The sequence below is a fragment of the Curtobacterium sp. VKM Ac-2887 genome, from assembly GCF_015350935.1.
Taxonomy (GTDB): domain Bacteria; phylum Actinomycetota; class Actinomycetes; order Actinomycetales; family Microbacteriaceae; genus Curtobacterium.
This window is the reverse complement of sequence record NZ_JADKSB010000015.1, coordinates 54436-80342: the sequence shown is the minus strand read 5'-3', so window position 1 is coordinate 80342 and position 25907 is coordinate 54436. Positions and strand designations below refer to the sequence as shown.

Below are 25907 nucleotides of genomic sequence, written 5' to 3'. Positions count from 1 at the left end.
CATCGGAGATCACGTCACGCGGCACACCTCAAGCGTGACCCACGGCACCCGAGCACCCATTTAGCAACACGCCCTAGATCAGTCCATCGGTCAGGTGATTCGCAGTCCCGAAGTGGACCTGCTGCTCGGGAGACAACTCACGCGAGGCGTGTATCTCTCACGTGAAGCGTTAGCTCTGTCCCTACGTCTCTCGTCCTCGTCGGAGGACTCGACCTCAATCGCCCGGCAAGAGGCAGACCTCCGCGAGCTTGCCACTCGGGAAGGCTGGACGATCGTCCGGACGCTTACCGACGACGGGCTCTCCGGCCGGGAAGCACGCGCCAACGCGGCCGAGGCGCTCCGGATGCTCCACGACGACGAGGCGGACGTACTCGCCGTGTGGAAGGTCGACCGCTGGACGGGCCAAGGCCTCGGCGCGACTGGCGCACTGGGTGACGCGCTCGACGCGGTACCGTCCGCGACGTTCGTCGCGCTTAAGGACGGTCTCCGGTCGGATCAACCGGCCTGGCGTCTGATCGCCGCCGTCCTCTCCGAGGTGGCCCGCACGGAGGCCGATAACACCGCGAAGCACGTCGCATCCTCGATTTCGCATCGCCGAACCGTCGCTGACCGCTACACCGGACGGGCGACAGTCCCCTCCGGCTACCAGTCCGCCCCGGCACCAGACGGCGTCGGCCGGGTGCTCGTCCCGCACCCCGAGGAGGCGCGCGTGATCCGCGACGTCGCCGAGCGCTTCCTCACGACGACGGTCTCGCAGACTCGCGCCGCGATCGACCTCACGGACGCTTATGTGCCGACCTCCCGCTCCCCGCGGCAAGCGCAGCGCAACCGGACCGTCGTCGACGACGAGGCTCTCTCGTCCGGCTAATGGCGCACGCGCTCCGTCCACGAAATTAGGAGCAGCGACAATCTCCTTGGCCAGGTGACGCACCGCGGCCAGCTCGTACGCGACGAGCACGGGCTCCCCCGCACGGTCTGGGAGCCGCTCCTCGATCGCGCGACGGTCGAGCGCCTCCGGGTGCGCCTCACATCAGTGCCCCGCACGCAGCCGAACGGCCCGAAGGCCGCTCGCCTTCTCTCCGGCCTTCGCCGACCTGGAGCTCCGACACCGTGAGGATCAGCGCGAGCTCCTCGGGTGGTTCTGGAATACCGTCCTGACGCTCGTCACGGCCGGACTGTGGCTGATCGTCGTCATTTACAAGATCGTGGACCGGAAGAGCCGAACGCTGATCCTCGCGGTCGACGCCTACGGCAACGTCTCCGCCCGCTGACCACTCCCCCGAGGCCCTCGTCCCCCGAGGCCCTCGTCCATACAGCGCGGGGCCTCCGCTGTGCCTACTCCGGCTTCGCGACGGCTCCGAGGAACGCCTTCGAAACGATGTTGTGCTGAGTCGTGATCATGATGCCAGCCGCCCGCACGCCGTCGTCATCCTCACGGAGGGACGCGGCGGCGAGGTCACCAATGGAAGCCATCAGGTTGTCCCGGGCAGAAAAGCGGTTCGACTTCGAGAACTTATCGCCGCGCCGGTAGGCGCTGTCCGCGAGCACATACCCGCTCGTGGCACGCAGCAGCGCCCTCCGAATGGGCTCATCGAGGACGAGTCCGGCGGCGGCTGTGGCCCGCTGCACCAATCCTGGCAGACGCCCATCAGCCGCCTCGTGGGCCTGGCGTACTTCGAGAGGCAGCCGTCGCCACTCGCGGGTCACGTCGGCATACTCGGTCGACGCTTCGAGCACTCGACTCAGTGCTTCGCGGCTTTGTGCTCGCAGCTCGGCGTCCCGGGCGTCCTTCGCATCCTGAGTCCGCGCTTCGCGATTCAACTTTGAGGTTCTGAAGAAGGTCGCGACACCCCCAATGATCGCACCCCCACCCGTAAGCGCGGAGATCACATTCCCCCATGAGTCGGCGTCGAGCCCCCAAAAACCTGCCACGGACTCAGCTTACAGTCTCGCATTTCTGAGCAGCTTGCCCGTCCCCGGTCCCCTCCTCTGTCACACTGACAGAGAGGAAGTCCCATGGGACTCCAGCAGGACTCCGAGCTCGCGCGGTTCGTCGCGAACATGCGGACGGCGACCGCCGAGCACAACCCGTTCACCATTTCCGGCGCCGACGAGCTCACCCCGAGCTCCGAGCTCCGAGCTCTCCTCGGCGCGGCGATCGTGCAGCTTTTCCACGGGCTCGCGTCGCTCGTCGAGCACTACCCCGCCGCGCGCCCGGCACTCCGCGAGGCGGGCGCGGATCTGGACCTCCTTCTCCAGGGGCTCGGCGATGCGATCGCCCGGGCGGCCAGCGCGGACGCCGACGCGGCGGACGAACTGTGAGCGCATCAACTCCGCGCCGCCCGCTCCGCCCGTAGACACGGCGTCGGGCCTCGGCGGGGGCGGCGGCTTCCGCGCCGTCGAGGAGTACCTCGACCACCTCCGCGCTTACGGCGTCGAGCGCTTCCCGTCCGCGGGCCACGAGGAGGGCGTCCACCTCGACGCCGCGACGGCGGTCCTCGGCGATGCCCTCGCGCACTTCGTCGACACGTACCGGACCCTTCACGCCGACGGCTACCGCGGCGCGATCGCGTCGGTGAAGGCCCTCATCTGAACGCCCCCGCGGGCTAGCGTCGGCCGTCCGGTGAGCATCACCCCGCTCGAGATCGACACCGCCGCCTTACGCCCTCACGAGAGCCCTCGACCACTTCGGCGGTCGAGGGCTTTTTGTCTGTGCGACGTGATCAACAATGCCACCTTGGGTCTTTCCCGAACGCCTTATACGACCGTTACGGATATGTGATAGAAGGCTCTTGACTGTAGCCGATTCACGGCTGACCATCGCGCGCGTTGGCCGCCTCGAAAGGGAGCGAGACGCGCCGACGACGGGCTCACACTTGCGGCGGCACGCAGGCTGACCTCGGCGTCGGCGACCGGGACGAGACCAAGCGCGCGTCAGGAGCTACCTCGACGGCTCCCACTCCGTCCGCGGCGGCCGGGCACTCGACGCAATGGGTGAGTTCGAGGCGTTCCGCCCGTGACCACGCGCTAACCCCCTCCGGAAGCCCCTGGCCCTCACCGGCCGGGGGCTCTCGTCGTTCCCGGGGCGGGTCACTCGTACGAGGTACCCTCGCCGCATGGCTAACGTGATCCGCCCGTACCGCGACGAGAAGATCGTCGAGCTCACCTCCGCGATCCCGACGGACGAGCTCCTGAAAACACCCACGGTGTCGAACGTGCTCGTCGTTTGGGACGAGGCCGACGAGTACGGCGCGAGTAATGCCGTCGAGGTGAGCTGGACGACGACCGTCCGGCTCTTCCCCCGCCAGGCGGAGGAAGTCCTCGACCGCTCCGTCTGACGCTCCCGCGAGGCCCTCGACCGACACCGGCCGGGGGCCTTCGTCGTTCCCGGGGACTGTCAGAGCACCAGCGATCGAATGGTCTCGTTCGGCGTGCCGAAGCGGTGCGCCGTGATCGAGACCGCCTGCTCGCGGACGAACGGCAGGATCTCGAGCCGACCGGCCTCCGTCACCGGGCCGCCGTACACCGCGACGTCAGGACGCCCGCCGATCGCCGAGGACAGCGCCGAGGTGTCGCCGCCGATGAGCCGGACCCGGGTCGACGGGCCCGCCGCGATCGACGAAGCGAAGGACTCGTCGGAGACCGACTGCGACACGGAGCGCACGTTTTGCAACGATCGGATCGCGGAGGCGACGGACGAGGGCAGCCCGGCTGCCGTCGACACCTCGATCGTGGTGCCGGCCCGGAGCGCAGCCGCGACGACGCGCACGAGCTCGACCACCGAGGTGTCAGCGTCGGAGTCGGCAACCGCAGCGAGCCGCACCTGCACCGACGGGAACGGCAGGTACCGCGCGATGTTCCGCTCGGCGCTGAGAGCCGAGACGTCGGTCGCGGTGCCGAACAGCGTCGACCAGGCCTGCTCGTCCGACGCCAGCGACCGGTCGAGCACCGGCGAGGTGACCCCGGCCGCACGGACGAGGGCGCTGACCGGAGCAGAAGGCACGGACGGAGCAGTCGACAGAGCAGGCGCCCACGAGCCCAGCCCGAGCAGGTAGTTCAGCCCGCCGGCCTTCGTGCCCGCACCGACGGCCGACTTCTTCCAGCCACCGAACGGCTGCCGACGGACGATGGCGCCCGTGATGCCGCGGTTGACGTAGAGGTTGCCCGCCTGGATCCGCCCGAGCCAGGTGCCGATCTCGGCCGGGTCGAGCGAGTGCAGGCCCGAGGTCAGGCCGTAGTCGACCTCGTTGACGATGTCGATCGCTTCGTCGAGGGTGTCGGCGGTCATCATGCCGAGGATCGGACCGAAGTACTCGGTGCGGTGGAACTCCGAGCCGCGGCGGACGCCCTGGCGGACACCGGGGCTCCAGAGCTTGCCGGTCTCGTCGAGCTGCTTCGGCTCGACGGCCCAGGACTCCCCCGCGCCGAGCGTCGTCAAGCCGGCGAGCAGCTTGCCGGAGGCCGGCTCGATGATCGGGCCCATCTGGGTGGTGGGGTCGGTCGGGGAGCCGACGGTGAGCGAGGACACGGCGTCGAGGAGCTGGTTGCGGAAGCGCTTCGACTTCGCGACCGAGCCGACCATGACCACGAGCGACGCGGCCGAGCACTTCTGGCCAGCGTGCCCGAAGGCCGAGGCGACGACGTCCTTCACCGCGAGGTCGAGGTCCGACGACGGGGTGACGATCACGGCGTTCTTGCCCGAGGTCTCGGCGAGCAGCGGCAGGTCCGGGCGGAACGAGCGGAACAGCTCGGCGGTCTCGTAGGCACCGGTGAGGATCACCTGGTCGACCATCGGCGAGGCGATGAGCTGCTGGCCGAGCTCGTTCTCGGACACCTGCAGGAACGCGAGCACGTCGGCCGGGGCCCCGTGGGCGTCGAGGGCGGTCTCGATGATGGACGCGAGGACGGCCCCGGAGCGCTCGGCGGGCGGCGCCGGCTTGAGGACGACGGCGGACCCGGCAGCGAGTGCGGCCAGGGTCGAGCCGGCGGGGATCGCGACCGGGAAGTTCCACGGCGGCGCGACGAGGGTGAGCGTGGCGGACGTGAAGGTCGCACCGTCGAGGTCGTCGAGCTGGGACGCGAGCGAGCCGTAGAAGTGCGCGAAGTCGATCGCCTCGGACACCTCGGGGTCGGCCTGGTCGATGGTCTTGCCGGTCTCCGCAGCCATGACCTCGATGAGTGCTGCGCGGTTCGCCTCGAGCGCGTCGCCGACGGCGTGCAGCACGGCGCCGCGAGCGGCACCGGACCAGGTCCCCCAGACCGCACCGGCGGCCTGGACGCGAGCGAGTGCCGAGTCGAGCGACGCGGCGGAGTCGACCCGGGCCTCCTGGACGGCGCGGACGCCGAGCGTCGACGACGCGATCCGGTCCGTGATGGCCGAACCCCACTGGCGCACCGACGCGACCGACGGGTCGCTGTCCGGCGTGTTCTCGAACCGGCCGGGCCCCGGTCGCCCGACGGCCGTGTAGCGGTCGGCGACGCGGTGGGACGCGGGAGCGGCGAGGCCCTCGGGTGTGGCGAGCGGCACGAGTGAGGCGCGGAAGCGCTCTTCCTCGCGGGCGAAGAGCGGCGGCGACGACACGAGCGAGAAGACCGCGGACATGAAGTTGTCCTGCGACGCGCCCTCCTCCAGGCGACGGATCAGGTACGCGATCGCGACGTCGAACTCCCCCGGGTGCACGACCGGCGTGTAGAGCAGGAGGGAACCGACCGTGTTCTTCACTGCCGACGCCTGGCCCTGCGCCATACCGAGCAGCATCTCGAACTCGATGCCGTCCCGAACGCCTCGTTCGCCGGCGAGCAGCCACGCGTGCGCGACGTCGAACAGGTTGTGCCCGGCGACACCGACGCGGACGTTCTCGACGCGCGACGGGGTGAGCGCCCAGTCGAGCACCCGCTTGTAGTTGGTGTCGGAGTCCTGCTTGGTGTGCCAGGTGGCGAGCGGCCAGCCGTGCACCGAGGCCTCGACCTGCTCCATCGGCAGGTTCGCGCCCTTGACCAGGCGGACCTTGATGCCAGCACCACCGCGGGCGCGGCGGGCGGCGGACCACTCCTGCAGCTGCTCCATCGCGGCGAGCGCGTCGGGCAGGTACGCCTGCAGGACGATGCCGGCTTCGAGCCCGAGGAACGCCGGCTCGTCGAGGAGCTTGGTGAAGACCGCGATCGTCAGGTCGAGGTCCTTGTACTCCTCCATGTCGAGGTTGATGAACTTCGCCGGGGTCGAGGCCGCGGCGCGCTCGAACAGCGGGCGGAGCTGCTCGACGATGTCGTCGACGGCGTGGTCGAACGCCCACGGCGAGTGCGGGTGCACGGTCGACGAGACCTTGATCGACACGTAGTCGACGTCGTCGCGCGCCAGGAGCTTGTGCGTGCCCTCGAGCCGGCGTGCGGCCTCGCGCTCGCCCAGCACGGCCTCGCCGAGCAGGTTCACGTTGAGCCGGACGCCGTCCCGCTTGATCTTGGCGATGGCGGGCCCGAGCTTCGAGTCGGTCGCGTCGACGATGAGGTGGCCGACCATGCCGCGGAGCACCCGGCGGGCGATGGGCACGACGACGGTCGGCAGGGCCGGGGCCATGCCGCCACCGAGGCGCACGAGTCCGCGCATCGCTGCGGGCAGGAACCCGGGGGCTGCAGGTGCGATCTGCCGGAGCTTGCGGGCGGCGACGGCCAGGTCTTCCGGGCGGACGACGCCGTCCACGAAGCCGACCGCGAAGTCCAGACCGGCGGGGTCGGCGAGCACCCCGGCGAGTTGCTTGGCGGAGCCGTCGACCGGGAACGACTCGGCCTCGGCCAGCCACTGTCGGACGAGTGCGACGGACTGGTCCGCCAAGGCGTCGTGGTCGGTGGCGGGGTGCTCGTGCAGGGTCGTCATGGGTTCAGTGTGGAGCGCCCGACTCATCAGCGGAAGCAACGGTTCGTGATGGGTACCCGTAAGTTCCGCTACCGTGAGCACGTGCTCGATGTCCGCCGTCTCGTCCTGCTCCGTGAGCTCTCCATCCGGGGCACGATCGCCGCGGTCGCCGAGGCCGTGAACTTCACACCGTCGGCCGTCTCGCAGCAGCTCAGCACCCTGGAGCGCGAGGCCGGCGTGCCCCTGCTCAGGAAGGCCGGCCGGCGCCTGCAGCTCACCCCGCAGGCCGAGGTCCTGGTGCAGGCGGCCGGGCACGTGCTGGACGTCCTCGAGCTGGCGCAGTCGCAGGTCGAGGAGACGATGCCGACCGTGCAGGGGCGGATCCGTGTCGCGGTGTTCCAGTCCGCGGCCCTCGCCCTCATGCCGAACGCCCTGCACGCCATGGCGACCGAGCACCCGGACGTCCGCATCGAGATGGTGCAGCGGGAACCGGAGACGGCCCTGCACGAGACCTGGGCTCGCGACTTCGACGTGGTCATCGCGGAGCAGTACCCCGCGCACGCGGCTCCGCACCTTCCCGGGCTCGACCGGTCGGACCTGACCACCGACGCGGTCCGGCTCGCACTGCCCCCGGTGGACACCGCGCTCGTACCGGTGTCGTCGATCGAGGACGCAGGCGCGCTGCCCTGGGTGATGGAGCCCCGCGGGACCGCCTCGCGGCACTTCGCCGAGCAGGTCTGCCGGCGCTGGGGCTTCGAGCCGGACGTCCGCTACGAGACCGCCGACCTGCAGACCCAGATCCGCCTGGTCGAGTCGGGCAACGCCGTCAGCCTGATGCCCGACCTGATGTGGACGGGGCGGACGACCACCTGCCGCCTGCTCGAGCTGCCCGAGCAGCCCCGGCGGACCATCTTCACCGTCGTGCGAACGGCCGGTGCGTCCTCGCCCGCGGTCCGCGCACTGCGCGCGGCCCTCGAGCGCGCGGCCGCGGTGGTCGGAGACTGAACGAGCGCGTCCTCCGTGGACAGCCGCGGGACGGGCGGCCTGGAGGCCCGGTGCGGGTCCGCCTCGGCGGTCGCGCCGGTCTCGGTGCAGGTCGTGACCAATCCGTGACCGAATGATCGTCAGGTCTGCTCCCGTCGGGACATTCCCTGAGTGGAGGACGCTGATCCGGCGTCCAGTCCTGGTATCCGAGGGGGATCTCCGTGAAGCAGTCCGCACCACCCGCAGTCCGACGCACCGCAGCCGTCGGCGCCGCCGTCGCACTCGTCGCCGTCTCGATGATGGGCGTCGGCGCGACCACCGCCGTCGCCGACACCGCCGACGCGTCGACGTCCGTCACCACCGGCACCGGCACCGGCACCGACCAGGCGACGCCGGCAACAACGGCACCGACGCCCGAGACCGCGACCCCGACTCCGATCACCGAGGCAACGGCCACCGACGCCCCTGCCGACACCACTCCGACCGCGTCCCCCAGTCCGACGCCGGCCCCGGCCCCGGCAGCGGCCCCGGCAGCGGACGCTCCCGCTGACGATGCCGTCACGTGGCCGACGCCGTCGAGCCGCGAGAAGCCGATCGAGTTCACGACGACCGCCGGCGAAGCGTTCTCGCAGCAGTTCGTGGCGCAGGGCGGCGACCGGGCGCTCGAGTACGGCTTCGCCCCCATCGGCGACTGGGACCAGTACGAGAAGGAGTTCCGCTGGGACGACTCCGGGCTCCTCCGCGGCACCCCGACGACGCCGGGGGTCTACGAGTTCAGCGTCCTCGCGACCGACCAACGACACACCGACACGCAGTGGATCCGGATCACCGTCGAGCCCGCCGCGGCGGTCACCCTGACCACGTCCGTGACCTCGACGGCCGATGGCTTCGCCCCGGCGTGGGAGGTCACCGAGGACGCGGTCCGACCGTGGAGCCACGGGGACCTCGGTGAGGCCGTGTCCGCCATCCCCGCGAAGCCCGGCCAGTCCCTGTGGCTCGCATCCACACTGCTCGACCGCTACGGCAATCCCCAGGACGGCCCCGAGATGTCGTCCGCCACCGAGCTGACCAGCAGTGCTCCGGGTGACGTCCTCTCCTTCGACGACGTCACGAACCGCTGGAAGGCCACCTTCTCCGACGTCGGGCGCCACGAGCTGACGGTGCGGGCCGAGGGGCTCTCGCTGTCGATCCCGGTCGACGTCGCCGACACCCCGCTCGCGTTCACCGAGAAGTCCTCCTCCGACGCGCCGCTCGACCTGACGGCGACGTCCGGCACCACGTTCAGCCACCGGTTCACGGTGCAGGGCGCGACCGGCCCGGTCGAGTACTCGCTCGCCGGCGCCGACGGCGGTGCGGTCATCGGGGACGGCGACTTCTTCCGCTCCGAGTTCACGATCGATCCCAGCACCGGGGTCCTCGCCGGCACGCCGCGCCTCGCGACGGCGTACGACTTCGAGGTGATCGCACGCAGTGGGTCCGAGACCGCGACGGCGCACGTCACCCTGACGGTCGAGCCAGGCGCCCCGGTCGGCGTCCTGGCCTCGGTCTACTACGGCGCTGAGGGCCCGGAGTGGGAGGTCGCACCCGACGGAACGGTCACCGAGTACACGATCGACGCTGCGGGGTCGGTGCAGACGAAGTCGGTCGACAGCGTGCCGGCGGACCAGGGCATCCCGTTGTTCGTGAAGGCCGTCGCCGTCGACGCCGACGGCAACCGCACGACGACCCCGGGCAGCCCGCACCCCGTCGTGACGAGCGATGTGGCCACCGACCGGATCACCTGGGTCACGGAGGCAGAGTCCAGCCAGGTCGACTTCCCGCACGCGTCGATCCACACGCTGACCGTGTCCGACGGCGGGGTCGCGACCTCGTTCCGCGTCGATGTCCGAGCGCACGCCGACGGCGTCGGGACCTCGACGACCCGTCCGGCGTCCGGCACGCTCGCCTACACCGGCGCCGACGAGACCGGCCCCCTCGCGTGGGCCCTCGGCCTCCTGGCCGCCGGCGGCGGCCTGCTGGTCCACCGCCTGCGCCGCCGTCGCGCCTGATCCGACGTCCGACGTCCGACGCGAACGGGCCGCCCCCACCCCGGGTGCGGCCCGTTCCGCGTCGTGAGCGTTCGTCGACCGTGACCAGCTCGTGACCTCGTCCCGCGTCAGGATCGGTCGCCTCGCGACAGTCCTGAGTGAGGGCGCCGATCGGCAGCCCGTCCAACATCCGAGGGGGATCTCGTGAACCAGTCCTGCACGTCCACCACCCGACGCGTCGCCGTCATCGGCGCCGCGGTCGCGATCGTCGCCGCGTCGTCGGCCTTCGGCATCGGCGCGACGGCCGCCGTCGCCGCCGCAGAACCGACGACGAGCGGCACGACGACCGCCGTCGCCGCCGCAGAACCGACGACGAGCACCGCGACACCCGCGGCGCCCGCCGCGACCGACGGCCCCGCCCCGACCGACGCACCCGACGAGCAGCCGGGAGGCACGACGCCCGATCCGACGCCGGCTCCCGCCGACGAGTCGGAGACCCCACGGCCTGCCGCTTCCGCACCCGCACCCGCTGCCACCGACGACGGCAGCGACCTCGCCTTCACCGAGCCGTCCACGCTGGACGCCCCGCTCGTGCTCACCGCCACCGCGGGAACGCCGTTCTCGCACACCTTCGCGACCACCGGCGGCAACGGGACGGTGGGCTACGCCATCCAGGACGCGCCGTCGAAGGACTACAGCGTCAACGTGGAGACCGGCGTCCTGAGCGGCACCCCGAAGCAGGCCGGCACGTTCGACTTCGAGGTCGTCGCGCTCAGCGGCTCGACCCAGATCACGGAGTACGTCGAACTGACCGTCTCCCCCGGCGACCCTGTCGGTGTGACGTTCTCGGTCGCCAGCCCGGACTCCGACGTGAGCTGGCAGGTCGACGCCGACGGGACGATCCGGGAGTACGCGCCGGGTGGCACCGGTGAGACCGTGGTGTCGGAGGTCCCCGCCACCGTCGGCTCCTCGATGACCCTCGCGGGGCTGGCCGTCGACGCGCTGGGCAACCGCACCACCCCGGGCGACGAGTACCCGCGGTCGACCGTCACGAGCACCACCGCGTCCGACGGCGTGGTCTGGGACCCGAAGTGGTCGGCGAACACGGTGACGTTCTCGGAGCCGGGTACCCGCACGCTGACGGTGTCCGAGGGCGGCGTCTCGACCTCGTTCACGGTCCGCGTCTCCGAGGCCCCCGCTCCTGTCGCCGGCATCGCCGTCGGGGTGCTCCCCGCGGACGAGACGTCCGGGGACCGGTGGGGCGTCGAGGGCGACGTGATCACCTACTACCCGGCTGACGGCGACGCGCAGCGGGTCGACGCGATCCCGGCCCGACAGGGTGACCGGGTGCAGATCCGCGCCCTGGCCGTGGACGCCGACGGGCAGCCGGTCGGTGACCACACCGACCTCACCTTCACGAGCGACGTGGCCAGCGACCGCATCGAGTACGACCCCGAGGCTGCGGCCACGTGGGTGACCTTCGAGCACGCGTCGCCGCACACGGTCACCGTGGCGTCCGGGGACGTGACGAGCACCATCCGCTTCGAGGTGCAGCCGACGGCGACGACCACGGTCACGACCCCCCACACGCCGACCGCATCGGGCACCCTCGCGTACACCGGCGCCGACGAGGCCGGCCCGCTCGCGTGGACCCTCGGCCTCCTGGCATCGGGTGCCGGCCTGCTCGTCTGGCGCCTCCGTCGCCGACTCGGCTGAGGCACGTCACGGCGACCGCCTGACGGACCGGAGGCGCGGGGCACGACCGCCCCGCGCTCCCGTCCGTCGTCGCGCGATCCTGTGAGAAACCCCAGATGAGAGCCGGTAGTACCGAGATGAAACCGTGATCTCCGGCGGGGCTCGGAACGGGTCCGCGAACCGTAATGTCAGCACTGACGAGCGCACGATCACCGGGCGCTCGCGACCCGGACTCCCAGGGGGGGGAACCATGCACCAGTCCACCAAGCCGCCCGTCCGCCGCGCGGCGACGATCGGCATCGTCGTGGCGGCGACCGCCATCGGCTCGGTCATCGGCGTCGGCACGTCCGCGACGGCGGCGACGCCGACGGAACCGACGAGCAGCACGGCCACTGCGACGCCGAGCGCCGACCCGACGGCGGAGGCGCCGACACCCAGCGCCAGCCCGACACCCAGCGGAAGCCCGACACCCAGCGGGAGCCCGACGACGACCAAGACGCCGACGTCGACGCCGACGCCGACGCCGACGCCCAGCGCCAGCCCCGCCGCGAAGGCCTCGGACAGCGCCACCCCGGCGGCAGCACCGGGTGACGGCAGCGACCTCGCGTTCACCGAGCCGTCGACCCAGGCCGCCCCGCTCGCACTCACCGCGACGGTCGGCACGCCGTTCAGCCACACCTTCACCACCACGGGCGGCGACGGCACCGTCGCGTACGCCATCCAGGACGCCCCGTCGGCGGACTACACGGTGAACGTCGAGACCGGCGTGCTGAGCGGCACGCCGACGACCGCCGGCACGTTCGACTTCGAGGTCGTGGCCCTCAGCGGCTCGACACAGGTGACCGAGTACGTCCGCCTGACCGTCTCGCCGTCGCCGGTCGTCTTCACCGAGCCGTCGACGAAGGCGAAGCCGCTCGCCCTCACCGCCACCGCCGGCGCGACGTTCACGCACACGTTCCGCACCACGGGCGGCACGGGTTCGCTGGCGTACGCGATCCAGGACGCGCCCTCGTCGGACCTGACCGTCAACGTCGAGACCGGGGTGCTCACCAGCACGGTGACCACCGCGGGCACGTACGACTTCCAGGTCGTCGCGCTCCGCGGCACCGCGACCGCCACGGAGTACGTGCGCCTGACCGTCCTGCCGGCCGCACCCGTCGGGGTCCTCGCGATCGTCGACACCGGGACGCCCGGCGCAACGGTCTGGTCGGTCGCTCCCGGTGGCGTCATCAGCGCGTTCTCCGGCGGCGGCGATCCCCTCGGGACCGTCGCGTCGATCCCCGTCCAGCAGGGCGGCTCGCTGGTGGTGTCCGGCCTCGCCGTCGACCGGTTCGGCAACCCGACCGCACCGGCTTCCGTGAGCACCGGGTTCGGCGCGACCGTGACGAGCTCGGTCGCATCGGACCAGGTCGCAGCCGATCCCCGCGGCGACGCCTCGAAGGTGACGTTCCCGCACGCTTCGGACCACCGTCTCACCATCACCCAGGGTGGCGCCTCGACCACGTTCGTCGTCGCCGTCCGACCCGTCGCCACGGCCGCTGTGGCGACCACGACGAGCGGCACCGGCAGCACCCTCGCCTACACCGGCGCCGACGAGACCACGCCGTTGGCCTGGGCCCTCGGTCTGCTGGCCGCCGGCGGCGGCCTGTTGGTCCACCGCCTGCGTCGCCGTCGCGCCTGAGACGCGACCGACGATCGGACGGGAGGCCCGGTGACAGCTGGTACCGGGCCTCCCGTCCGTCGTGCGGGAACCCCCAACCATGGTCACATTCCGATCAAGACGGTCGTGTCCGCGCGCGGATACCAATACGATCCGACCAAGCCGAGGATTCTCGGCGGATTCTTATGTTCCGGCACCCGACCGGACTGAACCCCTGGGGGAAGAAGTGCGCCGTAGCACCTCCACCGTCCGACGCGCGTGCGCCGTCGGCACCACCGTCGCGCTGATCGGTCTCACGACCGGTCTGGGCGTCATGACCGCCACCGCCGCCACCGCGGCCGAGCCGACCGCGGCCGTCTCCGCCCCGGCGACGACCGGCGCCGCTGACGGCACCACGCCGAGCGACTCCGCGACGGACGGCACGGGCACGCCCGCGGCCGACACCGGTGCGACCGACGGTACCCCTGCCGCCGGCGACACGACCGGTGACACCACCGGCGACGACGGCGCTCCGGCGGGCGACGGGACGAGCACCACCGCCCCGACCGCTCCGGCCGTCGAGCCCTCCGCGCCCGAGACCACGGCTCCGGCCGTCGAGACCCCGGCACCGACCGCGACGCCGACCCCGGACGTCACCACGAAGGCCGTCGACGCGACCGTCACCATCGACGGTGCAGCCAAGGTCGGCACGCTCCTGAGCGCCGTCGTCACCGGCTTCGACGAGGACTCCACCTACAAGTACGTCTGGGCCGACCAGGACCGCAACGTCCTGTCGAAGACCGCGACCTACCGCATCGACCCCACCGACGTGCGCAAGACGATCACCGTCACGGTGACCGGCACCCTGCCCGACGCGACCGAGACGACCTCGGTGGCCTCCGCGGCGACCGCGCCCGTCACCCAGGACCCCGCGTTCCTCGGCACCGACGGCAAGCCGACCACGGCCGGCGCCGACGCCGACCACCCGCTCGAACTGAGCACCGCCGCCGGCGACGCGTTCTCGCACACGTTCCGCGCGCAGGGTTCACCCGAGCCGACGTACAAGCTCGACTGGTTCTCGCAGGACGATGCGGAGTACGCCGAGGAGTACCCCGAGGAGGAGACCACCCCCGCGGACCAGCTCCCCGAGGGCCTGACCTTCGACGCGTCGACCGGTGAGCTCAGCGGCACCACGACCGACGCCTGGGACTGGGAGTTCGCCGTCACCGCGACGAGCGGCACCGTCTCGGTCACGCAGTACGTCTCGCTCACCGTCGAGGCCGGCGCGCCGGTCGGGGTCCTGGTGTTCACGACCGACCGCGCGGGCCTGTTCACCGACGACGAGACCGAAGACCGGACGACCTGGATCGTCGAGCCCGACGGCACCGTGCTCACCATCACCGAGGACGACTTCGCCGTCGGCGGTCACCCGACCATCAAGCAGGGCGGGACGCTCGTCGTCCAGGGCGGTCTCGTCGACCGCTGGGGCAACACGATCGGCGGGCTCGACGAGGACGCTCCGGCGGTCGCACCGACCGTCACGTCGGACGTCGCCAGTGACGTCATCACGCCGGACCCCGACTTCGGCGACTTCGGTTTCGTGAACGTCACGTTCCCGCACGCGTCGGTCCACAACCTGTCCGTCACGCTCGGGTCCTTCAGCACCTCGTTCGCCGTCGATGTCCAGCCGACCGCCGCCACCGTCGTCACCCCGACGACCCCGGTCGCGGCGGCCCCGGTCACCCCGACGAACCGTGGCCAGCTCGCCTACACGGGTTCGGACGCCACCGGCGCCCTGCCCTGGGCCCTCGGCCTGCTCGTCGCCGGTGCCGGCCTGATCGGCGCCCGCACCCTGCGCCGTCGCCGCGCACAGCGCTGACGGACGACCAGCGCTGACGTACGACCAGCGCTGACGTACGACCAGCGCTGACGGTCCCCGTCGTCTCCCGTCCGTCGCGTGCCCGCGTGACGGACGGGAGGCCCGGCCCCGCCTGACCCCGCACCGGGGCGGCGGGGCCGTTTCCGTCCCACCGTCGGTAGCGTGGGCACCATGCCCACGCTGCTGCACATCGACTCCTCGGCCGACCTCTCCCACTCCCGTTCGCGCGCGCTGACCGCCGCGTTCGCCGATGCCTGGCGCGCACGCGGACCGGAGTACACGGTGGTCCGCCGCGACCTGCACGTCGACCAGCTCCCGCACCTCGAGACCTCGGCGCTGCACTGGGCGGCAGCGGACCGCACCGCGGACGAGTCCGTCGCTCCCGAGGCCGAGGCACTGCGCCAGGAGGTCATCGACGAACTCCTCGCCGCCGACGTCGTGGTCGTCGGGTCCCCGCTGTACAACTACACGGTGCCGTCGACGCTCAAGGCCTGGATCGACCGCATCCACATCCCCGGGGTCCTGGCGGGCGACGTGCAGCCCCTGGCCGGCCGTCCGGTCGTGACCGTGGTCAGCCGCGGTGCGACCTACGACGCCGGCACCCCGACCGAGGACTGGGACCACGGCTCGCCGGTCCTGCACCTCATCCTCGGCACGGCCCTCGGCATGAAGCTCTACCCGATCACCGTCAGCGCGACGCTCGCCGACCGGCTGCCCGACCTCGCCCCGCTCGCCGAGCACGCGTCTGCCGAGCTCGCCGACGCGACGACGACGATCGAGCGCCTCGCCACCACGCTCGGCTGAGGTCAGGCGGGACGGACCTCGCCCGACCGGCCGAGCAGCTCCGCGTGGAACGCCGTCTGCGTCAGTGCACTCGCGAGCAGGAACCCGGTCATCGACTCGATCCCGCCACTGAACGGCACGCGTGCGGCGACCTCGAACAGCGTGGGCCGGTCGAGCAGGTCGAGCGCCTCGGCGACGTGCCGCGACCGCTCCTCGCGGTGTCGGGCCAGCGTCTGCGCGCGGGCGACGACGTCGGCGAACCGGTACTCGTGGCCCGGGCAGACCTCGAGTCCGGCGTGCACGTCGAGTCGGCCGAGCGACGCCAGGTAGTCGCCGAGCGGGTTCGTGGCGGTCCGACCTCCGAGGCCGATCCCGGAGTTGATCCGCGGCAGCACGTGGTCACCGGTGAACAGCAGCCCGTCCGCCTGGTCCACGAAGCACACGTGCCCGGCGGTGTGCCCGGGCGTCCAGAGGGTCCGGATGGTGCGCCCCGGGATCGGCAGCACCTCGCCGTCGGCGAGCAGCAGGTCGGCGTACGGCGCCTCGCTCCGCCCGAGCCCGATCCGTCGCCCGCTCCCCCAGGCCGCGACGACCCCGTCGTGCAGGTGCTGCGGCAGGCCCCACGTGGCGATGTCGGCGTCGTTCTGCGCCGCGTCGGTACGCTCACGCTCCAGCGCGTCGACCTCGAGCCCGTGCATCGCGACCCGCGCACCGGTCGCTCGGCGGATCGCGGCGGCGGCACCGAGGTGGTCGGCGTGCAGGTGCGTCACGGCGACGAGGGACACGTCGTCGAGCGACCGGCCGATCGCCGACAGTGCGGCGCGGACCTCGTCGAGCCCGCCGTCGGCCGACCACCCGGGATCGATCAGCGCGAGCGATCCGTCCGACCCCTCGACGACGTAGACCAGGGTCGCGTCGGGCACCCCGAACCGGAACGGCACCGCGAAGGTCCAGATGCCCGGCCGGACCTGTTCGACGGGCGGCAGGACGCCGTCGCGGAGCGCGGCGGCCTGCACGGGGCTGATCGGTTCCGGAGTCGGCGCTGCCGACGGGGGCACGGTCGTCACCCGCACCACAGTACTGACGCGAGCCGACCTGCCCCGGGTGATCCGGGCCTCCCGGCCGCACTCGGTGAGCAGAAGAGGTCGGGTCGTCGCGCCGGACCCGACCATTCCTGCTCGCGAAGCGCGCAGCGCCGCCCACCGGAGCCCGAGTAGACACGACGCATGGAGATCGCACCGATGCTGGCCAAGGCCGTCGCCGACGTCCCGGAACCCGACAGCGTGACCGGCGGCCTGCGGTACGAACCGAAGTGGGACGGCTTCCGCGGCATCGTGACGATCGACGGCGACGACGTCGAGATCGGCAGCCGCGGGGCGAAGCCGCTCACGCGCTACTTCCCCGAACTCGTCGAGGCCTTCCGCGCGCAGTTCGGCGGCCGCGACCACCCGGTGGTGTTCGACGGCGAGGTGATCCTGCGCTCGGGCGAGCCCGGAGCCGAACGCCTCGACTGGGAGGCACTGTCCCAGCGCATCCACCCGGCGGCCTCGCGGATCGCGAAGCTCAGCGCCGAGACGGCCGCGCAGTTCGTCGCGTTCGACCTGCTCGCAGCGGACGGCGACGAGCTGGTCGACCTGCCGTTCGACGAACGACGTGACCGGCTGGAACAGCTCGCGAGCGGCATGTCCGACCCGCTGTTCGTCACGCGCACCACGCTCGACGTCGACCAGGCCCGCGAGTGGCTCACCACCTTCGAGGGCGCCGGACTCGACGGTGTCGTCGCCAAGCGCCGGGCGAAGCCGTACGAGCCGGGCAAGCGGACGATGCTCAAGATCAAGCACCACCGGACGGCCGACGTCGTCGCGATCGGGTACCGCGTCCACAAGAGCGGCTCGGGCGTCGGGTCGCTGCTCGTCGGCCTGTACGGCGACGACGGTGAGCTCCGCCAGGTCGGCGGCGTCTCCGCCTTCTCCGACAAGCGCCGGCTCGCGCTGGTCGACGAGCTCGAGCCCGTCGTGCTCCGCGATGCGGACGGGAGGCCCGTCACCGGTGACGGGGAACGGTCGCGGTTCTCGTCGGGTCGCGACACGTCGTTCGTCCGGCTGGCGCCGGAGGTCGTGCTCGAGGTCCGCTACGACCAGATGGAGGGCGACCGGTTCCGGCACACCGTGCAGTTCGAACGGTGGCGTCCGGACCGCGACGCGGAGTCGTGCGGGTTCGATCAGCTCGAGGTGCCGTCGGCGTACGACCTGCGGGATGTCCTTTCCTGACACGTGGTTGTCCGTTTTTCGTCGTCTTGCCGGTGATCGCAGGAAAGTAGTTAGCCGAACTAGCGAAACGCTGCCACGATGGAGACCAGCAGCACGAGGCACCCATCCCGGGAGCCCCAGGACCGAAAGCGGATCGACATGAGCACCAGCACGCTTGTCCGCCACTCGCAGCGGAACCCCTTCACCGAGGTACGCGAGGCACGCCGCCAGCGCACCCTGCAGCTCAGTGCGGTCATCAGCGCCATCGCCGGCGTGACCGCCACCGCGCTCGCACTCGTCACGATCGGCCTGGGCTCGTGATCGTCGACGGCATCAGCGACGCGCACCGCGGTACCTGGTCGCGCCTGACCCGCCTGCACACCGCGAGCGTCGGGCTGCCGATGCAGACGTCCCGCGTCGACGACCCCGACCGCTCGACGGAGACGCTGCCCGCCGTCTGACGGTCCCCGCTGGCTCGGGTCAGGACTTCTTCGCTCGGGACGGTTGCACGCGCGGCGGCTCGCCCGGCATCTTCGGGAAGTCCGGCGGGAAGGGCACTTCGCCCTCGCCGTTCTCCAAGTCGCGCTCCCACCACGCCAGCAACGGCGCGATGCTCACCGGCTCGTCGTGCATCGCCTGCCACGGGTCACCGATCGTCGCCAAGCGTTCGGGGACGGTCCGGATCGTGAAGGTCGTCGGGTCCGCCGTCGGCAGCTCGTCCCACGTGATCGGCGTCGACACCGAGGCGTGCGCCAGCGCCCGCGGGCTGTAGGCACCGGCCATCGTGCGGTCACGATTCGCCTGGTTGAAGTCGACGAAGACCCGTTGGCCTCGTTCCTCCTTCCACCACGCCGTCGTGACCCGGTCGGGCATCCGCCGTTCGAGTTCTCGGGCGGCGGCGATCACGGCGTGCCGGACGTCGAGGAACTCGTGCTCGGGGGCGATCGGCGCGAAGACGTGCAGACCGCGGTTGCCGCTCGTCTTGATCCACGCCGTCAGACCCGCTTCGTCCAGGACCTTCCGGAGCTCCTGCGCCACGGGCACCGTGTCCGAGAAGTCCGTGCCGGGCTGCGGGTCGAGGTCGATGCGGAGCTGGTCCGGGTGGTCGCTGTCCTCGGCGCGCGAGGCCCACGGGTGGAAGACCACGGTGTTCATCTGCGCGGCCCACACCGCGACGGCCGGCTCGTCGATGACGAGCTGCGGGTGCTTCCGGCCGCTCGGGTACGTCACCGTGACCGACCGCACGTAGTCGGGGGCACCCTTCGGCGGGTTCTTCGAGAAGAACTGCTCGCCGTCGACGCCGCCCGGGAACCGCTGCAGCGAGATGGGTCGGTCGCCGTTCGCGCGGACGAAGGCGTCGCCCACTGTCACCAGGTACTCGGCGAGGTCGGCCTTGGTGATCCCGGCCTCCGGCCAGAGGACACGCGAGGGACTGCTGATCCGGACCTCGCGGTCACCGTCGGGCCCGGGCACCCGCACCGTCGTCGCTTCGCTCGCCATGCAGCGGAAGGTACTCGGTGCACGATGGACGGGTGAGCGCGTACCTCGGAGTGGACCTGGCGTGGGGACTCGGCACCGCGGGCCGCGCGCCCAACGAGACCGGGCTGGTCGCGATGGAGTCCGACGGCACGATCACCGACGCCGGATGGGCCCGCGGGGTCGACGACGTCACGACTTGGATCGCGGAGCGCCTCGGACCGCGGTCGCTCATCGCCGTCGACGCCTCGCTCGTCGTGACGAACCCGACCGGCATCCGCGAATCCGAACGGCAGGTCGGACAGCGCTACGGCCGGTGGAAGGTGGCGGCGAACCCGACGAACCAGGCCTCTGCGGCGAGCGCCGGCGCCCGCCTGCTCGACCAGCTCACCGCACTCGGCGTCGAGTACGTGTCCGACACGGCGTCGATGCACGCCAGGACGGGCCCGGCGATGTTCGAGTGCTACCCGTACACGACCCTGGTCGGCGTCGAGGAGCTCGGGTACGACGTCGAGCGGCCCCGGTACAAGCGCCTGGACCTCAGGGTGCCGGCAGCCGAGGCCCGGACACGCCGCGCCGAGGCGTTCGACGAGCTCGTCCGGCGCTTGCGCGAGACCCCGCTCGACCCGCCGTTGCAGCTCGACTCGAATCCGCTGACTGCGGGGCTCGCCGACCCGTCAGTGCTGCACGGTCCGACGCACAAGCACCGCGAGGACCTGCTGGACGGTGGCCTGTGTGCCTGGACGGCGGCGTTCTGGGAGCGGCACGGCGACCAGCGCGTGCAGATCCTGGGAGGCGATGTGGGCCTCCCGTCCGACCCGGTGGACGAGGCGGGCCGCCGGCCCGTCATCGTGGCGCCCGCGCGCCCGTCGCAGCGGGGCACGCGCGGCTAGGGTTGACCGGTGAGCACGACGAGCGAACCCCTGCACATCGGGCTGGTGTCGCTGCACACCTCCCCCGGAGACGAACCCGGCTCGGGCGAGGTCGGCGGCATGAACGTCGTCGTCCGGCACCAGGCCGAGGCGCTGGCCGATCGTGGCCACCACGTCGACATCATCACGCGGCGTTCGGCGCCGACGCAGCCGGACTCGGTGTCGCTCGTGCCGGGTGTGTGCCTGCGGTTCCTGTCGGCGGGTCCGGCGGAGCCGGTGCCGAAGGGCGAGCACGACGCGTTCATCGAGCCGTTCCGCCACGAGCTCGAGCAGCTCGGGCCGTTCGACGTCCTGCACTCGCACCACTGGTTCTCCGGTGCCGCTGCCCTGCCGGTCGCCCGTCAGCGTGGCATCCCGCACGTGCAGTCGTTCCACTCGATCGCTGCCGACCCCGAGACGCCGTTGTCCGAGGGTGAGCGGCCCGAGTCCGCCGGGCGCATCACGGGCGAGCAGCAGCTGGCGCGTGAGTCCGATGCGGTGGTCGTGGTGTCCGAAGCCGAGGCGTCGACGGTCCGGACGCGGCTCGGCGGTGCCGACGCGCGGATCTGGATCGTGCCGCCCGGGGTCGACGGGTCGGTCTTCCGTCCCGCGGCCGCGGGTGCGCGCCGGGCTGCCACCCCCTACGTCGTCGCGGCGGCTCGCGTGCAGCCGTTGAAGGGGCTCGACCTGGCCATCGAGGCGATCGCGGGCATCAGCCAGGAGGCCCGTCCCACCTTGGTCATCGCCGGGGATGCTTCGAGCGAGGCGGGTGACTACGTGGACGAACTGCGTCGGCTCGCCGCCGCGCGTGGCATCGCCGACCGCGTCACCTTCATCGGGCCGCAGTCGCGTGCCGACCTGGCGTTCCTGTTCCGTGGCGCGGCAGCCGTGCTGGTGCCGTCGCACTCCGAGACGTACGGCCTCGTGGCGCTGGAGGGCTCGGCGTCCGGGGTGCCGGTCGTGGCCGCGGCTGCCGGGGGGCTGCGTGAGGCCGTGGTCGACGGTGAGACGGGTGTCGTGCTCGAGTCCCGTGAGCCGTCGGTGTGGGCTGCCGAGATCGAGCGGATCCTGACGGACTCCGGGTACGCGGCCGCGCTGTCCTCGGCCGGGCGCGAGCACGCGGAGCGTCTGAGCTGGGAACGATCGGCTTCGGGGCTCGAGGACGTGTACCGCCGGGTGCTCGGCCGCTCGTGAGCCGTTTCGACGCCTCGGGGTTCTGGGCGGCGCTCGACGCCGTGCCCGCGGACGCGGACGCCGAGGCGCTCTACGACCTCGGTTCGGCCGAGGGGCGGTTGCGGCGGTCGAACCTGCAGCGGTACCTGGAGCAGTTCGGGCCAGCGGCGGACACCCTGCTCGTGGCCGAGGCGCCCGGGTGGCGGGGCATGACGAACACGGGCATTCCGTTCACGAGCATGCGCGAGCTCGAGACGGACCGGTTCGGCGCCGACTACCTGGTGCCGCCGGCGCCGACCGCTCCGTGGGAGGCATCATCGCGCGTGGTGCAGGCGGCACTGTCCGACTGGGCCGGGCCGCTCCCCGTGGCGTGGGCGATCTTCCCGCACCACCCGTTCGTCGCCCCGGACCGGTTGACGAACCGCACGCCCCGTCCGGCCGAGGTGCGGTCGGGAGCGCCCGTCGCCCTCGCGCTGCTCGAGGCACTCGGTGGCGTCGACCGGGTCCGGGTCGTCGCGGTGGGGCGGAAGGCCCAGGGTGCGCTCGCACTGGCCGGCATCGAGGCGATCGCCGTCCGGCACCCCGCGCAGGGCGGCGCGAAGCAGTTCACCGAGCAGCTGCGAGCGTTGGACCGCTCGCTGTAGTTCCCTGTGCCGGTCCCTCCGGTCAGGCTGAGCGGACCTCGACGTCCTTCGCGGCCAGGGCCTCGGCGACGTGGGCGGGCAGCGGCGCAGCTGCGTACACGGTGCGGAGTGCCGGCAGGTCGAGGACGTCGTCCCAGTTCTGCGGGTCGAAGCGGTCGTCGGAGCCCTCCCACCCGGGGTGCACGTCCTGGAGCACCTCGAGGTCGGTGTCGACGGTGATCTCCGTGACGAGCGACAGGTGCGACGGCAGGAGTTCCAGGTCGTCGTAGTACTCACGGGCCCGGTCGTCCTGGCCGTCGACGTCGAGGTCCTCGTCCGTCTCGTCGGCCGTTTCCGGGTCGTAGGGGTCGAGGACGTCGAGGTCGTAGCAGAGGACGTCGAGCACGAGCAGCTTCGCGTTGAAGTCGGCGAACTCGACGGGCTCTTCGGTGGTGTTCGACTCGTGCTCCATGGCCCGGAGAGTATCCGTCGCCGAGCGACCGTGTTGCGATCGCGAGAAACCTTCCTGTGGGACTAGACAGCAAGGCGTCTCGCGCGCAAGGGTGACGCATGGCCACCACCAAGACGGACCGACCACAGCAGGAGCAGCCCGAGCTCCGCAGGGTCATCGGTCCCAAGCTCCTGCTGCTGTTCATCGTCGGCGACATCCTGGGAACGGGTGTCTACGCGCTCACCGGTCAGGTCGCGGCAGAGGTCGGAGGAGCAGCGTGGCTCCCCTTCCTCATCGCCTTCGCGGTCGCCCTGCTGACAGCGTTCTCGTACCTCGAACTCGTGACGAAGTACCCGCAGACCGCGGGCGCTGCGCTCTACGTGCACAAGGCCTTCGGCGTCCACTTCATCACCTTCATCGTGACCTTCATCGTGATGTGTTCCGGCATCACCTCGGCGTCGACGGCGTCGCGGGCGTTCGCCGCCAACCTCGGTGTCGGGTTCGGCCTCGAGTTGCCGAACGCCGTCGTGATGCTCATCGCCATGGGCTTCATGCTCGCGGTGATGGCGATCAACTTCCGCGGTGTCAGTGAGAGCGTGAAGACGAACGTGGTCCTCACCCTGGTCGAGCTGTCCGGTCTCGTCATGGTGATCCTGATCGGCTTCTGGGCGATCGCGGGTGGCAACGCGGACTTCTCACGGGTGGTGATGTTCGAGACCCCGGAGGACAAGACCCTGCTCATGTCGATCTCCACGGCGACGTCGCTGGCGTTCTTCGCGATGGTCGGCTTCGAGGACTCGGTGAACATGGCCGAGGAGACCAAGGACCCCTCGCGCATCTTCCCGAAGGTGATGCTCACCGGCCTCGGCATCACGGCCGTGATCTACACGCTCGTGTCGATCTGCGCCGTCGCCGTCGTGCCGATCGGTGAGCTCGCCGGCAACGAGACCCCGCTCGTGACCGTCGTGCAGACCGCCGCCCCGGACTTCCCGATCGCCGACCTGCTGCCGTTCATCTCGATGTTCGCCGTGGCCAACACCGCCCTGATCAACATGATGATGGCGTCGCGACTGCTGTACGGCATGAGCAAGCAGGGCGTGCTGCCGGGCTTCCTGGCCCGCATCTCCCCCGCCCGTCGCACCCCGTCGAACGCGATCGTCTTCACCACCGCGATCTCCCTGCTGCTCATCGGCTGGGTCTCGCTCGACCCGGACTCCCCGATCGTGGTGGTCCTCGGTGGCACGACCTCGCTCCTGCTGCTCACCGTGTTCGCCGTCGTGAACCTGACGGTGCTCGTGCTCCGCCGCGACAAGGTCGACCACAAGCACTTCCGAGCCGGCGTGATCATCCCCGTCATCGGCATCATCACGTGTCTGTGGCTCGTGCTGCCGTTCTCGTCCGGCCGTGACCCGCAGCAGTACCAGATCGCCGGTGCACTGCTGGCCCTGGGTGTGCTGCTGTGGATCCTGACCTGGTTCACGCACGGTCGCAAGCAGCCCGAGAAGGCCCCGACCGGCCTGGTCACCGAACCGACGAAGGTGCAGCACCCGCCGCACGACCACCGCGACGTCTGATGGACGCGACCGCCGTCATCTGGACGATCGTCATCGCCGCCATCGCGCTCATCTCCCTGTCCGCCGGCGGATGGGGTCGGAGCAGGTCGCGCCGACGCCGACGCTGACGTCGCGGCTGACGGTCTTGGTACCCGAACCCCGTGTTCGGTGCACCAGGACCGTCAGTGCGTCACGGCGGCCCCCGATCGGGCGGGTGCGGTTCCCAGGCGGCGCCCGTACGCTCGTCGTGCTCCGCCTGCCCCACCCCGTCCGTCGAGAGGTCCCGTCATGCGCCGTGTCGGCATCACGCTCGCGTCGGTGTTCGGCGCGGGCATCGTGGTCGTCGGGATCGGCGTCGTGGTGCTCGTTGTGATCGCGGTCAACTCGATCGCCGGCATCGCGAAGTCCAGCGCCGCCGACGCCACCCCCACGTGCCCGAAGGTCGCCTCCAAGACCGTCGGCGGCATGGTCGTCCCCGCCGGCCCCATCGCGGGCTTCTGCCAGGACCGTCTGGTGAACGCCGCGTCGGTGATCCAGGCCGCGAAGGCGGTCGGCATCGGGCCGCACACCCAGGCCGTCGGGGTCATGACGGCGATCGGCGAGTCGAGTCTGGTGAACCTGGACCACGGCGACGCTGCGGGACCGGACAGCCGCGGACTGTTCCAGCAGCGCGACAACGGCGCCTGGGGCACGTACGAGCAGCGGATGGACCCGTACACGGCGGCGTCGATGTTCTACGCGAAGCTCGTCAAGGTCCCCGGTTGGAAGACGATGACGCCGACGCAGATGGCGCACGCGGTGCAGATCAACTCGGACCCCGAGCACTACGCGAAGTCCTGGCCGGCGGCGAAGGCCGTCGTCGAGGGGCTGACGGGCGAGACCGTGCCGGACACCGCCCCGCAGGGCTGACCGGTCACGCGACCGCTGGGCGCGCCGGTCACGCGACGTCCTCGTCCTGGTCGTGCTCGTCGAGTTCGATCATCGCGGCGCCGCCGTCGTGGACGATGACCTGCGCGCGCAGCCGGATCGCGTGCTCGTCGAGGGCGCAGGCGCACGCGTCGACCCACTCCCAGTCGACCGGGTGCACGCGGTCGACACCGGGCCGCTCCCACGCGAGGACGACGTCGACCGCGCCGAGCTGCCCCACGATCTCGGAGATCAACGACGCGAAGTCGCTGACGTGCTCGTCCGGTTGGTAGGGCAGGTCGGCGATGGGCAGCAGGAACGGGATCGACATCCCGAGCTCGTCGAGGAACACCACCCAGCACTGCCGGCGCACCGGGCGGTCGACCAGGGCGGCGACGAGTTGAACGACGTCGTCGTCGGTACGGACAGGGGTTCGGATCAGGCGGTCGAGGGTGTCGGTGTCAGGCATGACTCCAGCGTCGCGAACCCGGCCCGCCCACAGACGGCCACCGTGCGCATCTGTGGACAACCTCGCCGCCGCAGCCACCTGTGGAGGAAGACTTGAGGCCGCGAGCCGTCCGACTTCGGCGATCGCGACGCCCCCGCGGTCGTCGCGGTGCAGACGTTCGACCAGCGCGAGAACGACGCTGGACGGGCCTCCAGTCCGAACCCGACCGGCTCGGCGAGGTTCCACGACGTGCCGCACGC

24 protein-coding genes are annotated in these 25907 nt (G+C 71.4%); 18 read left to right on the top strand and 6 right to left on the bottom strand.

The window, feature by feature from the left end:
* Window positions 1–112 precede the first annotated feature (112 nt).
* A complete protein-coding gene (locus tag ITJ69_RS15940; RefSeq protein WP_194673300.1) occupies window positions 113–868 on the top strand; it encodes a recombinase family protein in 756 nt (251 codons plus the stop codon).
* 467 nt (window positions 869–1335) lie between these two features.
* Here ITJ69_RS15940 and ITJ69_RS15935 read toward each other — a convergent pair whose 3' ends face one another.
* Window positions 1336–1932, bottom strand: a complete 597-nt coding sequence (locus ITJ69_RS15935; protein WP_194673299.1) for a hypothetical protein — start codon at window positions 1930–1932, stop codon at window positions 1336–1338.
* Window positions 1933–2016: 84 nt separating this feature from the next.
* Between ITJ69_RS15935 and ITJ69_RS15930 the strand changes: the two genes are divergently transcribed.
* The 3 genes from ITJ69_RS15930 (at window position 2017) to ITJ69_RS15920 (ending at window position 3338) form a co-directional block, all read left to right on the top strand.
* Complete coding sequence (locus ITJ69_RS15930; RefSeq protein ID WP_194673298.1) at window positions 2017–2322, top strand: hypothetical protein; 306 nt, start codon at window positions 2017–2019, stop codon at window positions 2320–2322.
* Window positions 2270–2593 carry a hypothetical protein gene (locus ITJ69_RS15925; RefSeq protein WP_194673297.1) on the top strand — a complete coding sequence of 108 codons (324 nt, stop codon included), beginning with the start codon at window positions 2270–2272 and terminating at the stop codon, window positions 2591–2593. Before ITJ69_RS15930 ends, ITJ69_RS15925 begins: the two co-directional genes overlap by 53 nt.
* A gap of 523 nt (window positions 2594–3116) precedes the next feature.
* Complete coding sequence (locus tag ITJ69_RS15920; protein WP_194673296.1) at window positions 3117–3338, top strand: hypothetical protein; 222 nt, start codon at window positions 3117–3119, stop codon at window positions 3336–3338.
* A gap of 59 nt (window positions 3339–3397) precedes the next feature.
* On the opposite strand, the gene ITJ69_RS15915 is transcribed toward ITJ69_RS15920, so the two are convergent.
* Window positions 3398–6871 carry a proline dehydrogenase family protein gene (locus tag ITJ69_RS15915; RefSeq protein WP_194673295.1) on the bottom strand — a complete coding sequence of 1158 codons (3474 nt, stop codon included), beginning with the start codon at window positions 6869–6871 and terminating at the stop codon, window positions 3398–3400.
* An 81-nt stretch (window positions 6872–6952) separates the two neighbouring features.
* Between ITJ69_RS15915 and ITJ69_RS15910 the strand changes: the two genes are divergently transcribed.
* The 6 genes from ITJ69_RS15910 to ITJ69_RS15885 all read left to right on the top strand — a co-directional run bounded on the left by ITJ69_RS15910 (window position 6953) and on the right by ITJ69_RS15885 (window position 15878).
* On the top strand, window positions 6953–7855 hold the full coding sequence (locus tag ITJ69_RS15910; RefSeq protein WP_194648780.1) for a LysR substrate-binding domain-containing protein: 903 nt from the start codon (window positions 6953–6955) through the stop codon (window positions 7853–7855).
* A 200-nt stretch (window positions 7856–8055) separates the two neighbouring features.
* Window positions 8056–9882 (top strand): cadherin repeat domain-containing protein, encoded by a 1827-nt coding sequence (locus tag ITJ69_RS15905; protein WP_194673294.1) that lies wholly within the window; start codon window positions 8056–8058, stop codon window positions 9880–9882.
* 183 nt (window positions 9883–10065) lie between these two features.
* Window positions 10066–11577: a hypothetical protein gene (locus ITJ69_RS15900; protein ID WP_194673293.1), complete on the top strand. Its 1512-nt coding sequence runs from the start codon at window positions 10066–10068 to the stop codon at window positions 11575–11577.
* A gap of 229 nt (window positions 11578–11806) precedes the next feature.
* Entirely contained in the window at window positions 11807–13237 is a 1431-nt protein-coding gene (locus tag ITJ69_RS15895; RefSeq protein ID WP_194673292.1) for a hypothetical protein, read from the top strand.
* Between the two features lie 205 nt (window positions 13238–13442).
* Window positions 13443–15074 carry a putative Ig domain-containing protein gene (locus tag ITJ69_RS15890; RefSeq protein WP_194673291.1) on the top strand — a complete coding sequence of 544 codons (1632 nt, stop codon included), beginning with the start codon at window positions 13443–13445 and terminating at the stop codon, window positions 15072–15074.
* Between the two features lie 171 nt (window positions 15075–15245).
* Window positions 15246–15878 carry an FMN-dependent NADH-azoreductase gene (locus ITJ69_RS15885; protein ID WP_194673290.1) on the top strand — a complete coding sequence of 211 codons (633 nt, stop codon included), beginning with the start codon at window positions 15246–15248 and terminating at the stop codon, window positions 15876–15878.
* A gap of 2 nt (window positions 15879–15880) precedes the next feature.
* Here the strand turns inward: ITJ69_RS15885 and ITJ69_RS15880 are convergent, their stop codons facing one another.
* Window positions 15881–16924, bottom strand: a complete 1044-nt coding sequence (locus ITJ69_RS15880; RefSeq protein ID WP_194673289.1) for an MBL fold metallo-hydrolase — start codon at window positions 16922–16924, stop codon at window positions 15881–15883.
* A gap of 159 nt (window positions 16925–17083) precedes the next feature.
* On the opposite strand from ITJ69_RS15880, the gene ITJ69_RS15875 reads away from it, so the two are divergent.
* From ITJ69_RS15875 to ITJ69_RS15865, 3 genes are all read left to right on the top strand, one after another.
* Window positions 17084–18127, top strand: coding sequence for an ATP-dependent DNA ligase (locus tag ITJ69_RS15875; protein ID WP_194673288.1), 1044 nt, complete (start codon window positions 17084–17086; stop codon window positions 18125–18127).
* Between the two features lie 138 nt (window positions 18128–18265).
* Window positions 18266–18427 carry a hypothetical protein gene (locus tag ITJ69_RS15870; protein WP_159573681.1) on the top strand — a complete coding sequence of 54 codons (162 nt, stop codon included), beginning with the start codon at window positions 18266–18268 and terminating at the stop codon, window positions 18425–18427.
* Window positions 18424–18567: a hypothetical protein gene (locus ITJ69_RS15865; RefSeq protein ID WP_194673287.1), complete on the top strand. Its 144-nt coding sequence runs from the start codon at window positions 18424–18426 to the stop codon at window positions 18565–18567. The genes ITJ69_RS15870 and ITJ69_RS15865 overlap by 4 nt, the downstream gene beginning before the upstream one ends.
* Before the next feature lie 19 nt (window positions 18568–18586).
* On the opposite strand, the gene ligD is transcribed toward ITJ69_RS15865, so the two are convergent.
* A complete protein-coding gene (gene ligD, locus ITJ69_RS15860) occupies window positions 18587–19606 on the bottom strand; it encodes a non-homologous end-joining DNA ligase (protein ID WP_194673286.1) in 1020 nt (339 codons plus the stop codon).
* A gap of 32 nt (window positions 19607–19638) precedes the next feature.
* Between ligD and ITJ69_RS15855 the strand changes: the two genes are divergently transcribed.
* Genes ITJ69_RS15855 through ITJ69_RS15845 form a run of 3 tightly spaced genes read left to right on the top strand, consistent with a single transcriptional unit; the run spans window position 19639 to window position 22310 of the window.
* The gene (locus tag ITJ69_RS15855; protein ID WP_194673285.1) at window positions 19639–20475 is read left to right on the top strand and encodes a DUF429 domain-containing protein; all 837 of its coding nucleotides are present in this window, start codon (window positions 19639–19641) and stop codon (window positions 20473–20475) included.
* 9 nt (window positions 20476–20484) lie between these two features.
* The gene (locus ITJ69_RS15850; RefSeq protein WP_123292415.1) at window positions 20485–21687 is read left to right on the top strand and encodes a glycosyltransferase; all 1203 of its coding nucleotides are present in this window, start codon (window positions 20485–20487) and stop codon (window positions 21685–21687) included.
* Window positions 21684–22310, top strand: a complete 627-nt coding sequence (locus ITJ69_RS15845) for a uracil-DNA glycosylase (RefSeq protein ID WP_194673284.1) — start codon at window positions 21684–21686, stop codon at window positions 22308–22310. The genes ITJ69_RS15850 and ITJ69_RS15845 overlap by 4 nt, the downstream gene beginning before the upstream one ends.
* Window positions 22311–22332: 22 nt before the next feature.
* Here the strand turns inward: ITJ69_RS15845 and ITJ69_RS15840 are convergent, their stop codons facing one another.
* Window positions 22333–22761: a DUF6892 domain-containing protein gene (locus ITJ69_RS15840; RefSeq protein WP_194673283.1), complete on the bottom strand. Its 429-nt coding sequence runs from the start codon at window positions 22759–22761 to the stop codon at window positions 22333–22335.
* A 98-nt stretch (window positions 22762–22859) separates the two neighbouring features.
* Here ITJ69_RS15840 and ITJ69_RS15835 point away from each other — a divergent pair, with 98 nt between their 5' ends.
* Both ITJ69_RS15835 and ITJ69_RS15830 read left to right on the top strand, forming a co-directional pair.
* Entirely contained in the window at window positions 22860–24314 is a 1455-nt protein-coding gene (locus tag ITJ69_RS15835; protein ID WP_123292412.1) for an APC family permease, read from the top strand.
* A 267-nt stretch (window positions 24315–24581) separates the two neighbouring features.
* Window positions 24582–25202 carry a hypothetical protein gene (locus ITJ69_RS15830; protein ID WP_123340324.1) on the top strand — a complete coding sequence of 207 codons (621 nt, stop codon included), beginning with the start codon at window positions 24582–24584 and terminating at the stop codon, window positions 25200–25202.
* 28 nt (window positions 25203–25230) lie between these two features.
* Here ITJ69_RS15830 and ITJ69_RS15825 read toward each other — a convergent pair whose 3' ends face one another.
* On the bottom strand, window positions 25231–25668 hold the full coding sequence (locus tag ITJ69_RS15825) for a hypothetical protein (RefSeq protein ID WP_123939211.1): 438 nt from the start codon (window positions 25666–25668) through the stop codon (window positions 25231–25233).
* Window positions 25669–25907: the final 239 nt, after the last annotated feature.

Coding starts and splice junctions, on each gene's coding strand:
- ITJ69_RS15930 (WP_194673298.1), top strand. CDS start 2,017: ATGGGACTCCAGCAGGACTCCGAGCTCGCGCGGTTCGTCGCGAACATG.
- ITJ69_RS15925 (WP_194673297.1), top strand. CDS start 2,270: ATGCGATCGCCCGGGCGGCCAGCGCGGACGCCGACGCGGCGGACGAAC.
- ITJ69_RS15920 (WP_194673296.1), top strand. CDS start 3,117: ATGGCTAACGTGATCCGCCCGTACCGCGACGAGAAGATCGTCGAGCTC.
- ITJ69_RS15915 (WP_194673295.1), bottom strand. CDS start 6,871: ATGACGACCCTGCACGAGCACCCCGCCACCGACCACGACGCCTTGGCG.
- ITJ69_RS15895 (WP_194673292.1), top strand. CDS start 11,807: ATGCACCAGTCCACCAAGCCGCCCGTCCGCCGCGCGGCGACGATCGGC.
- ITJ69_RS15885 (WP_194673290.1), top strand. CDS start 15,246: ATGCCCACGCTGCTGCACATCGACTCCTCGGCCGACCTCTCCCACTCC.
- ITJ69_RS15875 (WP_194673288.1), top strand. CDS start 17,084: ATGGAGATCGCACCGATGCTGGCCAAGGCCGTCGCCGACGTCCCGGAA.
- ITJ69_RS15870 (WP_159573681.1), top strand. CDS start 18,266: ATGAGCACCAGCACGCTTGTCCGCCACTCGCAGCGGAACCCCTTCACC.
- ligD (WP_194673286.1), bottom strand. CDS start 19,606: ATGGCGAGCGAAGCGACGACGGTGCGGGTGCCCGGGCCCGACGGTGAC.
- ITJ69_RS15840 (WP_194673283.1), bottom strand. CDS start 22,761: ATGGAGCACGAGTCGAACACCACCGAAGAGCCCGTCGAGTTCGCCGAC.
- ITJ69_RS15835 (WP_123292412.1), top strand. CDS start 22,860: ATGGCCACCACCAAGACGGACCGACCACAGCAGGAGCAGCCCGAGCTC.
- ITJ69_RS15830 (WP_123340324.1), top strand. CDS start 24,582: ATGCGCCGTGTCGGCATCACGCTCGCGTCGGTGTTCGGCGCGGGCATC.
- ITJ69_RS15825 (WP_123939211.1), bottom strand. CDS start 25,668: ATGCCTGACACCGACACCCTCGACCGCCTGATCCGAACCCCTGTCCGT.